10 protein-coding genes are annotated in these 13,286 nt (G+C 66.0%); 7 read left to right on the forward strand and 3 right to left on the reverse strand.

The window, feature by feature from the left end; translation table 11 throughout:
• Nucleotides 1–93 precede the first annotated feature (93 nt).
• Genes A5785_RS06470 through A5785_RS06480 form a run of 3 tightly spaced genes read left to right on the forward strand, consistent with a single transcriptional unit; the run spans nucleotide 94 to nucleotide 5,816 of the window.
• On the forward strand, nucleotides 94–732 hold the full coding sequence (locus A5785_RS06470; protein WP_039856765.1) for an HAD family hydrolase: 639 nt from the start codon (nucleotides 94–96) through the stop codon (nucleotides 730–732).
• A gap of 60 nt (nucleotides 733–792) precedes the next feature.
• The gene (locus A5785_RS06475) at nucleotides 793–2,535 is read left to right on the forward strand and encodes an AMP-binding protein (RefSeq protein ID WP_005208361.1); all 1,743 of its coding nucleotides are present in this window, start codon (nucleotides 793–795) and stop codon (nucleotides 2,533–2,535) included.
• Nucleotides 2,532–5,816, forward strand: coding sequence for an acetyl-CoA carboxylase family protein (locus A5785_RS06480; RefSeq protein ID WP_064865351.1), 3,285 nt, complete (start codon nucleotides 2,532–2,534; stop codon nucleotides 5,814–5,816). The genes A5785_RS06475 and A5785_RS06480 overlap by 4 nt, the downstream gene beginning before the upstream one ends.
• Nucleotides 5,817–5,922: 106 nt before the next feature.
• Here the strand turns inward: A5785_RS06480 and A5785_RS06485 are convergent, their stop codons facing one another.
• From A5785_RS06485 to A5785_RS06495, 3 genes are read right to left on the reverse strand one after another with little or no spacing between them, the layout of a single operon-like run.
• Entirely contained in the window at nucleotides 5,923–6,930 is a 1,008-nt protein-coding gene (locus A5785_RS06485) for an NADP-dependent oxidoreductase (RefSeq protein WP_064865354.1), read from the reverse strand.
• Entirely contained in the window at nucleotides 6,927–8,438 is a 1,512-nt protein-coding gene (locus tag A5785_RS06490; RefSeq protein ID WP_064865357.1) for an AMP-binding protein, read from the reverse strand. Before A5785_RS06490 ends, A5785_RS06485 begins: the two co-directional genes overlap by 4 nt.
• A 47-nt stretch (nucleotides 8,439–8,485) precedes the next feature.
• Nucleotides 8,486–8,962, reverse strand: coding sequence for a MaoC family dehydratase (locus A5785_RS06495; RefSeq protein WP_064862710.1), 477 nt, complete (start codon nucleotides 8,960–8,962; stop codon nucleotides 8,486–8,488).
• Nucleotides 8,963–9,163: 201 nt separating this feature from the next.
• Between A5785_RS06495 and A5785_RS06500 the strand changes: the two genes are divergently transcribed.
• The 4 genes from A5785_RS06500 to A5785_RS06515 all read left to right on the forward strand — a co-directional run bounded on the left by A5785_RS06500 (nucleotide 9,164) and on the right by A5785_RS06515 (nucleotide 13,219).
• Complete coding sequence (locus A5785_RS06500) at nucleotides 9,164–9,925, forward strand: SDR family oxidoreductase (protein ID WP_064862705.1); 762 nt, start codon at nucleotides 9,164–9,166, stop codon at nucleotides 9,923–9,925.
• Nucleotides 9,926–10,018: 93 nt separating this feature from the next.
• Nucleotides 10,019–10,771: an SDR family oxidoreductase gene (locus A5785_RS06505; RefSeq protein ID WP_064865361.1), complete on the forward strand. Its 753-nt coding sequence runs from the start codon at nucleotides 10,019–10,021 to the stop codon at nucleotides 10,769–10,771.
• A 52-nt stretch (nucleotides 10,772–10,823) separates the two neighbouring features.
• Nucleotides 10,824–12,032, forward strand: coding sequence for an acyl-CoA dehydrogenase family protein (locus A5785_RS06510; protein ID WP_064865364.1), 1,209 nt, complete (start codon nucleotides 10,824–10,826; stop codon nucleotides 12,030–12,032).
• A gap of 62 nt (nucleotides 12,033–12,094) precedes the next feature.
• Nucleotides 12,095–13,219, forward strand: a complete 1,125-nt coding sequence (locus A5785_RS06515) for an acyl-CoA dehydrogenase family protein (protein WP_064865367.1) — start codon at nucleotides 12,095–12,097, stop codon at nucleotides 13,217–13,219.
• Nucleotides 13,220–13,286: the final 67 nt, after the last annotated feature.

The following is a 13,286-nucleotide window of genomic DNA, read 5'->3' on the forward strand; positions in this document are numbered from 1 at the left end:
GATGTGTATAAGAGACAGCCTCACAGAGGTGGGCAGCTCTCCCATTTGCAACGTGTTGTGTGTTACAAATTGAATATGAGGTCAAGTTCAACTATGCGATCAAGTTCCACTACGCGATCAGCTGTGCTCATCGATTTCGGGGGAGTGGTGACCACCAGCGTGCTCGACGCCTTCCGGGCCTTCGGCGCGGAGATCGGCGACCGTGAGCTGCCGCTGCGTCTACTCGGACACGACGGGCAATCCCGCACGCTGCTCGCAGATCATGAGGCAGGACGGATCGACGCCGAAACCTTCGACAAGGGTTTCGCCGCCCGACTCGGGGCACACGGCGTAAGCGTGCCGTCCGATGGACTCTCCGCGAGGATGCAGCATCGACTCGAGCGTGACGACGAGACGATTGCCATGCTGGGTCGGCTGCGCGCCGCGTCGGTTCCAGTTGCCCTGGTGTCCAACGCGTTCGGACGAGACACCTATGCGGGCTTCGAGCTCAGCGAGCTCGCGGATGTTGTCGTCATCTCCGCTGAGGTGGGTATACGCAAGCCATCGCGTCGGATCTTCGAGATCGCGTGCGAACGGCTCGGTGTGGCGCCGCAGGATTCGGTGATGATCGACGACCTCCAACAGAACCTCGACGGTGCAGCGAAGCTCGGGATCGCGGGCATCCTCCATACCGACGGCGCCGACACGGCGAGGCAACTGACCGAAACGTTCGGACTACCCGCAACCGCGTGAGATCCGTACCGCAGATGTCCACCCGCGTGGACGAATGATCGAGAACCGAGGAGAAGCACTGTGAACGCCTCATCGACGACTACCTCGCCGTCAAGCACCACCTCCCCGTCTACATGCGCCGCCAACGCGCTCGAGACCGCGTTGGCCGAGGTCAGCCGGATCCAGCAGGAGAACTGGCCCGTCGACGTACCGCGGACCGTCGAATCCTCGGTCGAGGCGCAGGGCATCGTCGGTTACCTGCGGCACTGGGCACGTGAGACCCCAGCTGCAGTGGCGATCGCCTTCTATGGCCGCGAGATCACCTATGCCGAATACGACGCACTTTCCGACAGTGTGGCGGGCTGGCTCCGCGCACAGGGGATTGGCGTCGGCGACAGCGTCGGCCTGTACCTGGGCAACTGTCCGCAGTTCCACATCGCGATGATGGCGATACTGAAACTCGGTGCCGTTCATGTGCCCGTGAATCCGATGCTCCGCGAGCACGAACTCGCTCACGAACTCGCCGACGCCGAGGTGAGCGTGGTGATCACCCAGCCAACGCTCGCCGCCCTCGTCGAGACGGTTCGTGATCGCACGCAGGTGCGCGTCATCGCGACAACAGATCTCTCCGACATGCTGCTCGCGGACAGCCCCGCCGCACCGTTCGAGCGGACCGGGGAGTCAACGGACTGGGCTCGGATCGTCGGGACGCCCGCGCCTACCGACTTTCCACCGGTCGACCCGGATCGTCTTGCCGCGCTGAACTATACGGGCGGGACGACCGGAATGCCCAAGGGATGCCGGCACACTCAGGGGCACATGCTCTACACCGCGGTCACGGCGACTGCGGCGCATGGCCGTCGGGTCGGGGCTGTACATGGTGCGTCGCTGGTCTTCATGCCGGTGTTCTGGATCGCCGGGGAGGACACCGGAATCCTGGTCCCACTGGTGAACGGCGACACCGTCGTCTTGCTGACGCGATGGGATGCGGGCGTCGTACTCGACGGCATCGAGAACTATCGCGTGGATTCGATGATCGGCACCGTCGACAACTACATCGAATTGATGGAGCGCGAAGACTTCTCGACGCACGACCTCACCTCGTTGACCAATCCGCTCGCAGTGTCTTTTGTGTCGAAACTCGACCCGACGGTCCGCGCTCGCTGGCGTGAGGCGACGGGGAACACGTTGCGCGAAGGCAGCTACGGGATGACCGAAACGCACACCGCGGACACCATCACACTCGGCTACTCCGCCGGAGACTACGACCTGTTGGGCGACCCGGTGTTCTGCGGGGTACCCGTTCCCGGCACGGACATCCTGATCGTCGACGCCGACGGCAATCCGGTCCCGATTGGCAGCGAGGGCCAGATCATCGTGCGCAGTCCGTCGGTGATGGGCGGCTACCATCGCAATCCCGAGGCGACCGCCGACGCCTTGCGCGACGGTTGGCTCCAGACAGGCGATTTCGGCAAGTTCAGTGAGCGCGGCGCGCTGCACTACCTGGCGCGCAACAAGGAGATGATCAAGACCAACGGCATGAGCGTCTTCCCCTCGGAGGTCGAGTCGCTGCTGATGCTTCATCCGGCCGTCGACAAAGCTGCGGTGGTACCCAAACCGGATCGACGACGAGGTCAGATCGCCTTCGCCTTCGTGCAACTGCGCGACGGCGAAGAGCTCTCGGCCGACGACATCATCGCCTGGGCGCGACAGAACATGGCAGGTTACAAGGTGCCGGAGATCGAGATCATCGAACAACTTCCGATGACCGCAACGGGCAAGGTACGCAAGGGCGACCTCTTCGCGAAGGTAGGAAAAGCATGAGTTCAGCAACCGTACTCGTCGCCAACCGTGGGGAGATCGCTCTCCGTATCATCCGCACCGCCCGCGAGACCGGGCATCGCGTCGTCGCGGTGTATGCCGCGGACGACGCCGAGGCACCACACGTCAGTGCCGCCGACGAGGCCCTCGCGCTCGAGGGCGTCGGACCGCAGGCGTACCTCGACGTCGACGCGATCGTCGACGCCGCGCAGCGCACCGGCGCCACCTTTGTCCATCCCGGATACGGATTCCTCAGCGAGGAGCCACGTTTGGCGCGCGCCTGTGCTGTCGCCGGTCTGCGGTTCGTTGGTCCGTCGGCACAAGCCCTCGAGACGTTCGGCGACAAGGCGTCGGCACGACGAGCAGCGATCGCCGCAGAGGTGCCGGTCCTCGACGCCACCGAGAGCGGGGTCGACGAGGCGCAGGTCGCCCAACTGCTCGCCGCGCACCCGTCGGGCGTGATGATCAAAGCGGTGGCAGGCGGTGGCGGTCGCGGCATGCGCGAGGTCACCTCGGCCGACCAGATCGGCGACGCGATGAAGACGTGTGCCGCCGAGGCACTGGCGGGATTCGGCAACGCGGACCTGTTTGCCGAGGAGCTGTGCGGCTCGGCGCGGCACATCGAGGTGCAGATCATCTCGGCTGAGTCCAGCTCGGGGACAACGACATCTGGAACTACGGCACTGGCGCTCGGTGATCGCGACTGCAGTGTGCAGCGCAGACATCAAAAGCTCATCGAGATCGCACCGGCACAACACGTCTCCGACGAGATGCGTGCCGGGCTGCACGCGTGCGCGGCACGGCTGTGTGCCGCCAACGGATATCGCGGGCTGGCGACGGTCGAGTTCCTCGTCGCGGGAGATCGATTCGTCTTCCTCGAGGTCAATCCGCGAATTCAGGTGGAGCACACCATCACCGAAGAGGTGACCGGTTGCGACCTCGTCGAGATCGGGTTGGCCATCGCCGCAGACCGGCGCTTCGGAGAGTTGGGGCTACCCGCGGGCATCACCTCCGACGGTGAAGCCGTGACCGGAACACCCGTGGATACGGCGGGTGTCGCGATCCAGGCGCGCGTGAACATGGAGACCACAACCCCGGATGGCACGACGGTGCCGCAATCGGGCACGTTGCGGTCGTTCTTAGCGCCAACGGGACCCGGGGTCCGGGTGGACACGTTCGGGCGGCCGGGCCTCACAACGAGCCCGCGCTACGATTCGTTGCTCGCCAAGGTGATCGGCCACACAGCGCGGGGTGATTTCACCATCGCGACGCGCAAGACCGCCGATGCGTTGGGCGAATTCGTCATCGACGGCGTCGCGACCAACGTCGGCCTGCTACGCGCGATACTCGGCGACAAGGCATTCGGCGCAGGCTCGGTCACGACGGGGTACCTCGGCGAGCACATCGACGAACTCGTCGCGCGTGCAACCGAATTCGACACCGCAGGCGCGGCCAAGCCGATCGCCGACGACGCCGAGGCGCCGGTCCTCGACGTCGAACTCGCCGACGGCGAGGACGTGCTGGTGGCCCCGATGTCCGGGGTGGTCGTCGAGGTGGCGGAGGCGGGCGTCGCCGCAGCGCCCGGTACGGCACTCGTCGTGCTGGAAGCGATGAAGATGCAGCACACCGTGTCGGTGCCCACCGCGGCAACACTGATCCGGGCGCTGGTCGAACCGGGTCAGGCCGTCGCAACCGGTCGACCGTTGGCGGTCGTCGGAGCTGCTGGCGGTGATGCAGATGTCGAGACTCGCGCCGAGATCGACCCGGGCCACATCCGGCCCGATCTCGCCGAGATCAACGCGCGGCACGAGGTGACGCTCGACGCCGCGCGTCCCGACGCGGTTGCCAAGCGCCACCGAATCGGTCGACGTACCGCTCGCGAGAACATCACCGACCTCGTCGATGACGACAGCTTTGTCGAATACGGGGCGTTGGCACTTGCCGCTCAGCGCACGCGCCGCACCGAAGAAGACCTCGTTGCGAACACTCCCGCCGACGGACTGGTTGGCGGCGTGGCGACGATCGGTGCCGACCGGTTCGGTGCCAAAGCTGCTGAAGCTGTGGTTATCTCGTACGACTACACGGTGCTGGCGGGCACGCAGGGACTGCGTAACCACGCCAAGACCGATCGGCTGATCGAGTTGGCCAAGCGCAAGAATGTTCCGCTGGTGCTTTTCGCCGAGGGCGGTGGAGGCCGGCCGGGTGATACCGATGCCAACGGTGCGGCGGGCCTGGAGCTCAACACGTTCCGAGAAATGGCCTCGTTGCGCGGCCGGGTGCCGACGATCGCTGTTGTCTCGGGTCGGTGTTTCGCGGGCAATGCCGCACTCGCCGGAGCGTGTGACGTCCTCATCGCCACACCCGAAGCCAACATAGGCATGGGCGGTCCGGCGATGGTCGAGGGCGGTGGTCTCGGCGTGTTCCGTCCCGAGGACATCGGGCCGGTCGAGCTTCAGCGTCGCAACGGCGTCGTGCATATCGCGGCGCGCGACGAAGCCGACGCCGTCGATCTGGCACGGCGATACCTCGCGTACTTCCAGGGCGACGTCGTCGACTGGGACGCGCCGGACACCAGGCTCTCCCGACACGTGGTACCCGAGAATCGCCTGCGCGCCTACGACGTTCGCGAGGCGATCGACTCCATTGCGGATCCCGCCTCAACGCTCGAGGTGCGGGCCGACTACGGCATGGGAGTCGTCACCGCGCTGATCCGAGTCGAAGGCGTGGCATACGGAGTGGTCGCGAACTCGAGTGCGCACCTCGGTGGCGCGATCGACGCGGAGGCCGCCGACAAGACTGCCGACTTCCTGGAAATGTGCGAAGCACACAGGCTCCCAGTGGTGACCCTCTGTGACACACCGGGATTCATGGTGGGGCCGGATTCGGAGGAGCATGCAACCGTGCGCCGGTTCTCACGGTTGTTCGTCGCCGGCGCGCGGCTGACTGTGCCGTTGGGAACGATCATCCTGCGCAAGGGCTACGGTCTCGGTGCGATGGCAATGGCGGGCGGCTCGTTCCACGCACCGCAGTTCACCGTCGCGTGGCCGACGGGCGAGATCGGACCGATGGGACTGGAGGGTTCGGTACGACTCGGATTCCGAAAGGAGCTCGAGGCGATCGATGATCCTGCCGAGCGGGACGCGTTGTTCGCCGAGTTGGTGGCGAAAGCGTACGAGCACGGCAAGGCGCTGCACTCCGCCACGACCTTCGAACTCGACGATGTGATCGATCCCGCCGACTCACGGGCGTGGATTCGTCAGCTCGGTCGTCAGCGACACCAGTAAGAGCGGAACAACAGAACAGCGTGAGAAACCCAGAGCGGGGGAGGAAATCTCCTCCCCCGCTCTGGGTTTCGTACGAAAGGGTTACGTCCCTTGGGGCCCGATCGGGCTAACGGATCTGCAACACCAGCTTGCCCGTGTTGGCTCCGGAGAACAGCATGGCGAGAGTGTCGCCGAACGCCGTGATGTCGCCCTTCTCGACCTGCTCGGCCGCGGTGATCTGACCCGACCGAATCCAGGCTTGCAATGCGGCCTGAGCCTCCGGGTAGCGACGCCGGTAGTCGAAGATGATGAATCCGGCCATCGACGCGCGGTTGATCAACAGCGATAGGTAGCGCGACGGCCCGGGCGGGGGCGTCGTGGCGTTGTACCCCGAGATCGCTCCGCAGATCGCCACGCGTGCGTGTGTACGCAACTGTGCCAGAGCCGAATTGAGCACATCGCCACCAACATTGTCGAAGTACACGTCGATGCCCGTGGGAGCGGCCGCACGCAGCGGTCTGCCGATGGAACCCTGCTTGTAGTCGATGGCGGCGTCGAATCCGAGTTCGTCGGTCAGCCATGAGCACTTGCGCTCGCCACCGGCCACCCCGATCACCCTGCAGCCCATCAGTTTTGCGATCTGCCCGGCGATGCTGCCGACGGCACCCGCCGCGCCCGAGATCAGCACGGTGTCGCCAGGCTTCGTCTGTGCGACGTCGAGCAGCCCGAAATACGCTGTCATCCCGGGGAATCCGAGCGCGCCGAGCCAGGTCGGTGCGGGCGCGAGATCGGTATCGACGACCATGATGTCGTGGCCGTCGGACACGGCGTACTCCTGCGCACCGAACGGTCCGGACACCACGGTGTCCACGGGGTACCTGTCATTCTCCGAGACCACGACGGTGCCGACGGCGTGTGCGCGCATGACCTCGCCGATACCCACCGGGGGGATGTACGACGGCACGTCGTCGAGCCAACCGCGCATGGCGGGGTCGACCGAGACATAGTCGACGGCGACAACGAACTCGCCCGCCGACGGTTGTGGGATCGGTTCCTCGGTGACGGTGAAAGTGTTCTCGTCGATCTCACCCGTGGGTCGAGCCGCGAGTCTGATCTGGCGGTTGACTGCACTCATGCGGTGGCCCTCCTCAGGGACGTGCGATCAATGTTGCGTTTGAGGATCTTTCCGGTAGATCCCTTGGGTAGCTCGTCGACGAACAAGACCATGCGGGGAATCTTGTAGGCGGACAAGCGCTCTCGACACCACGACTCGATATCCTCGTGCCTGGTTGTTGCTCCCGCCGTCAGTACGACGACCGCCGCGACTTCTTCGCCGTAGTGGCTGTCGGGGACGCCGACGACTGCCGCTTCGACCACATCCGGGTGCTGGTAGAGGATCTCCTCGACCTCGCCGGGATAGACGTTGTAGCCACCACGGATGATCAGATCCTTCACGCGGTCGACGATCCGTAGATCACCGTCGACGTCGATCTCGCCGAGATCGCCTGTGCGGAACCAACCGTTGTGCGACAGTGCCGCGGCGGTCGCCTCGTCATTGCGCCAGTAACCCTTGAACACCATGTCGCCCGCGATGAACACCTCACCGACGACGCCCGGTGCGCACACGGCTCCGTCGGCGTCGCGTACCTCGACGTGCATGCGCGGCACCACGGCGCCGGTGCTACCGATCTTTCCGCCGCGGTCGATGTCGTTGAACGTCGCCATCGCGGTGGTCTCGGTCAACCCGTAGCCCTCGAGCAGGGTGCACCCGAAGCGCTCCTCGAAGGCGCGTGCGATCTCCCCGGGCAGCGACGCTCCGCCGGAAACGGCAACGCGCAGATGTGCAAAACCTTCGCCGTCCGCTTCCGTCGCCTCGTGCAGCATTGCGTTCCACATGGTCGGGACGCCGCACATCACTGTCAGCCGATCGCGGGCGAGCATGTCAATCATTGCGCGCGGGGTGAACCGGCTCAGCAGCGACATCGATGCGCCCGTGGTGAAGGCCGCCATCATCACCGACGCCTGACCGAAGACGTGGAACAGCGGCAGTCCGGTACCCAACCTGTCCTCTGCGGTGCCCCTGCTGACCTCTCCTGCCACCTCTCCGGCCGACAGCAGGTTCTTGACCGTCAGCTCGGCGCCTTTGGGCTTTCCTGTGGTGCCAGAGGTGTAGAGCAGGGCGGCGGTCTCGTCGGGTGCACGGTCGACGGGGGCCTCGAGCGGTGTCGCGGACGCGTTGCCCGGACTCGCCGCAGCGGTGTCGAGTTGCCACGAGGGAACACCGGCCTGCGCCGCGGCATCGGCGACCGCTGGGCCGAGCGTGACGTGCCCGATGGCCAGTGATGCCTGCGAGTTGCTGAGGAAGTAGCCGACCTCGGCGGCCGTGGACATCGTGTTGACGGTGATCACGGTGGCCCCGAGTGCCTGAATGCCCATGTAGGCAATCGCGAACTCGGGGACCGACGGTGCCGCGAGCAGCACACGATCTCCGCGTCGGATGCCCGCATCGCGCAGCGCCCCGGCATAGGCCAACGCCGCGTCATAGAACTCTCCGTAGGTCAGTGACGTCGAGTCACCGAGAAGAGCTGTCGCATCGGGCCGTGTCGTCGCGTGACGCGCGACGGGATCGATGAGATTGACCATGGGAGTTGCCTTTCAGATCAAAGTGGGTGGACACGTCGTCTCGCCCGTCAGGAAGCGGCGACGACCCGGGCGATCGACTCGGCGACCATCACCGGCTTGTCGGAGCCCTCACGCTCCATGACCTGCGACGTCACGACCTGGATGCCACCGGATACCTCGTCGGCGGACACGACGGTGACGCGCATACGCACGCGCGAACCGACGGGTACGGGAGCGGGGAAACGGACCTTGTTGTAGCCGTAGTTGAGGCTGTGCGCGAAACCGTCGAACTTGATCAACTGGCTCGACAGGTGCGGTCCGAGGGACAGGGTGAGCAGGCCGTGTGCGATCGTCCCGCCGAGGTCGCTGGCGGCGGCGCGCTCGGTGTCGAGGTGAATCCACTGGTGGTCGTCGGTGGCGTCGGCGAAGGCATTCACCCGGTGCTGCTCCACGGCGTACCACGGCGTCGGCCCCAGTTCGGTTCCGACCAGCTCGGTGAGATCGGCGGCCGTGGTCGGGCGGACGGGCTGTGTTGCGGTGGTCAAGGTTCCTCCTGTGATCGGATCGCCTCGGGGCGATGTTGAATCTGAAATCACCTTCAACTATAGATGGTTGTCGAGACTGCGATCACGTTATGGGTCAGTTTGTGAGGGGGCGCTCTGCCTCGCGAGCACATTCTCAACGACGACGTCGACGACGACCCGAGGGGACGTCGGCCTGCTCACCACCGAAAGGATCTCTGCGCCATGACATCTCACGACCTCACCGGACGGACGGCACTGGTGTCCGGAGCCTCGCGCGGTATCGGCCTCGCCGCCGCGGTTGCACTGGCTGACGCCGGCGCCAACGTGGTCGTCACCTCGCGCAAGCAGGAGTCGGCCGACGCGGCGGCCGCTCAGATCGGACCTCGCGCGCTCGGCGTCGCGGCCCACGCTGTCGACGAAGATGCCGCGCAACGCTGCGTCGAACTCACGCTGGAGCGGTTCGGCAGCATCGACATCCTGGTCAACAACGCCGGGACCAACCCCGCCGCAGGCCCGCTCATCACCCAGGACCACGCACGATTCGCCAAGACCGTCGACGTGAACCTCTGGGCGCCCCTGCTGTGGACGAAGCTCGCCGTGCAGGCGTGGATGGGTGAGCACGGGGGATCGATCATCAACACCGCGTCGATCGGCGGGATGGTCCATGAGGCGAACATCGGTGTGTACAACACCACGAAATCGGCGCTGATCTACCTCACCGAGCAACTGTCGCTCGAATTGTCTCCGCGCATCCGGGTGAACGGCGTCGCGCCCGGCGTCGTCCGCACCAAGCTCGCCGAGGCGCTGTGGCGAGAGCACGAGCCGCAGGTTGCCGCTGCCACGCCGCTCGGCCGAATCGGCGAGCCCGAGGACATCGCGTCGGCCATCGTCTTTCTCGCCTCCGACGCGTCGTCGTGGATGACCGGCGAGGTGATGGTAATCGACGGCGGCCAACGACTCGGCGACGCCTCGCAGTACCGCTAGTCCGCCCGCGGCACGACCACACATCGGCGCTCACAACCACATTCACTTCCAGCACAGTCGAAGAACCCAGTACCGAACAACGGAGGAAACACCATGACCCAGAAGGTAGCGATCGTCACCGGAGCAGCGCGCGGAATCGGCGCCGCGATCGCGAAACGGCTTGCCGACGACGGACTTGCCGTCGCGGTGCTCGATCTCGACGCCGCAGTATGCGCCGACACCGTGGCCGCCATCACCGCGGGCGGAGGCAAGGCGATCGCCGTGGGTGCCGACGTCTCCGACGAGGCATCTGTCGGCGCTGCCGTCGAGAAGGTTGTCGCCGAGCTCGGCGCGCCGACGGTCGTCGTCAACAATGCGGGCGTGCTGCGCGACAACCTCCTGTTCAAGATGAGCGTCGACGACTGGGACACGGTCATGGCGGTGCATCTGCGCGGCGCCTTCAACGTCAGCAAGGCCGCGCAGAAGCACATGGTCGACGCCGGATGGGGTCGGATCGTGAACCTGTCGAGCACGTCGGCACTCGGAAATCGTGGTCAGGCCAACTACTCCGCGGCCAAGGCGGGTATGCAGGGCTTCACCAAGACGCTCGCGATCGAACTGGGCAAGTTTGGCGTGACGGCCAACGCCATCGCACCGGGATTCATCGAGACGGACATGACAGCCGCGACCGCCGCGCGGATGGGCGTCGACTTCGACGAGCTCAAGAAGGCAAGTGCCGCAGCGATTCCCGTCGCACGAACCGGAAAGCCGGAGGACATCGCCCACACTGCCTCGTTCTTCGTGTCCGAGGGTGCGGGATTCGTCTCCGGCCAGGTCGTCTATGTGGCCGGCGGACCGAAGGACTGACGGCACGCGCCTCGCCGATCACTCCACCGCTACCCGAAAGGATCGATGCCCAGTGCTCCAGGATGCTTCAGCGCCCGTATCTGACGACATCACCACCGACCTCGACGCGCGGGTGGCACGGCTGCTCGCCACCCACCCGCCGACCGAGACATCCGACAGTGATTTCCTCGGTGCCCGTTTCGATGCCGGACTCGCCTGGGTGCACTTCCCGGTCGGCCACGGTGGACTCGGAATTGCGCAGACCTATCAGGCCGGCGTGGATGCCGCGCTCGACGCGGCCGGGGCTCCGGGGCCCGCGCGCGGTCGCAACGGAATCGGACTGGGAATGGCGGCACCGACAATCGCCGCACTCGGCACCGAGGAACAGCGCGCGCGATTCCTACGTCCGCTCTACACCGGTGAACACATCTACTGCCAGTTGTTCAGCGAGCCGGGAGCGGGCTCGGACCTCGCGGGCGTGGCAACGCGTGCGGTACGTGACGACGACTCGTGGGTGGTCAACGGTCAGAAGGTGTGGACATCGGGTGCGCACAACGCCCAACGCGCAATCCTGGTGGCGCGCACCGACCCCGGCGCCGTCAAACACTCCGGGCTGACGTACTTCATCGTCGACATGAGTGCGCCGGGTATCGAGATCCGGCCGCTGCGGCAGATCACCGGAGAAGCGGAGTTCAACGAGGTCTTCCTCACCGACGTCCGTGTGTCCGACGCCGACCGCATCAGCGACGTCGGCAACGGATGGCGGGTTGCCACAACGACTCTCAACAATGAGCGGGTTGCCATCGGCTCCGGTGCTCCCCGCGAGGGCGGGATGATCGGCAAGCTCGTGCAGTGGTGGCGCCAGAATCCGGCCGACCGTGAGCCTGCGGCATTGGATCGGGTGATGCAACTGTGGATCGACGCAGAGGTCACCCGCCTCGCCGGTGAACGCCTTCGCCAACAGCTCGCGGCGGGCCAACCAGGGCCCGAGGGCTCCGCGATGAAGCTGGCCTTTGCCCGTCAGGCACAAGCGATCTCCGGACTCGAACTCGAGTTGGCAGGCGACGAAGGGCTGCGCTACGACGACTGGACGCTGCGGCGCCCGGAGACCGTCGACTTCACCGGTCGCGGACCGGGATACCGGTATCTGCGGGCGAAGGGCAACTCGATCGAGGGCGGAACGTCGGAGATCCTGCGCAACGTCGTGGCCGAGCGCGTGCTCGGCCTGCCGCCGGAACACCGCGTCGACAAGGGAATCGCATGGAAGGACCTACCACGGTGACCACAACCACAACCGCAACTGCTACTGCATCTGGCGCCGCGCCGACGACTGCACCGCAGTCTGTGCAACCGACGACTGCACCGCAGTCCGGGCAGCCGGACCTTGCCTATGGCGATACCGAGGAGGCGCTGCGTGCCGCGGTGCGCAGGCTCTTCGACGACCGACTCGACCCTGCTGCGCTGTCGGCGAGCTACGACGAGCCGGCCATTGACACTGCTGCGCTCTGGAGGTCGCTTGCCGGTGAGATCGGCGTCGCGGGATTGCTTGTGCCCGAACGCCTCGGCGGCGCAGGGGCGACCGAGCGGGAGGCCGCTGTGGTCTTCGAGGAGATCGGTCGCGCCGTGGCGCCCACCCCGTTCCTGACGAGCGCGGTGCTCGCGACCGAGGCGCTCCTGCACGCGGGCGACGTAGACACGGTCAGTGCTCTCGCCGGGGGAGAGCAGACGGGCGCACTGTTGATTCCGTTCTCGACGACGCCGGGTGCCGTTGCGGCGTCGGTCGATGCTGTCGACGGCGTCCTGCACGGCAGGGTCGAGACGGTAGCCGGTGCGGCACAGGCGGATCTGCTCGTCACCCCTGTCAACGGACCGGACGGGCTGGAGCTGCATGTGGTGGCCGCCGATGCCACCAGAGTCGTCGTCGAACCCGTTGTGTCGCTGGATATGACGCGTCCGCTCGCGGACGTCGAGCTGGTCGGGGTCCGCGCCAATCGAGTCGACACCGCCGACGCTGCAACCGCGCTGACGGCGGCCGTCACCACCGCGGTGGCACTACTGGCCTCCGAACAGTACGGCGTGGCGCAGTGGTGCCTCGACACGACGCTCGCGTATGTCAAGGAGCGTCGACAGTTCGGCAGGGTGATCGGCTCGTACCAGGCGATCAAACACCGACTGGCAGACCTCTGGCTCGAAGTCAGTTCGGCACGCGCGGCCGCCCGCTATGCCGCGGATACCGCGGCGCACGGCGATCTCGATGCGACCATCGCGGCGCACATGGCGGCGTCGTACTGCGGAGACGTCGCCGTACGCGCTGCGGAGGAATGTGTGCAGCTCCACGGCGGTATCGGGATGACCTGGGAGTACCCCGCGCATTTCTACCTCAAGCGGGCCAAGGCCGATCAACTCGCATTCGGAACCGGCTACTGGCATCGCCGACGCCTCGCCGAATTGATCGACCTCGCAGGCTGATTCCTACGTGCCGCAGGCGCGGCCCTCGGCACCGCCCATCCCACAACATCATTCGAAGTCCATAGAA

Source organism: Gordonia sp. 852002-50395_SCH5434458 (assembly GCF_001665905.1).
In the GTDB taxonomy this organism is placed as follows: Bacteria; Actinomycetota; Actinomycetes; order Mycobacteriales; family Mycobacteriaceae; genus Gordonia; species Gordonia jacobaea.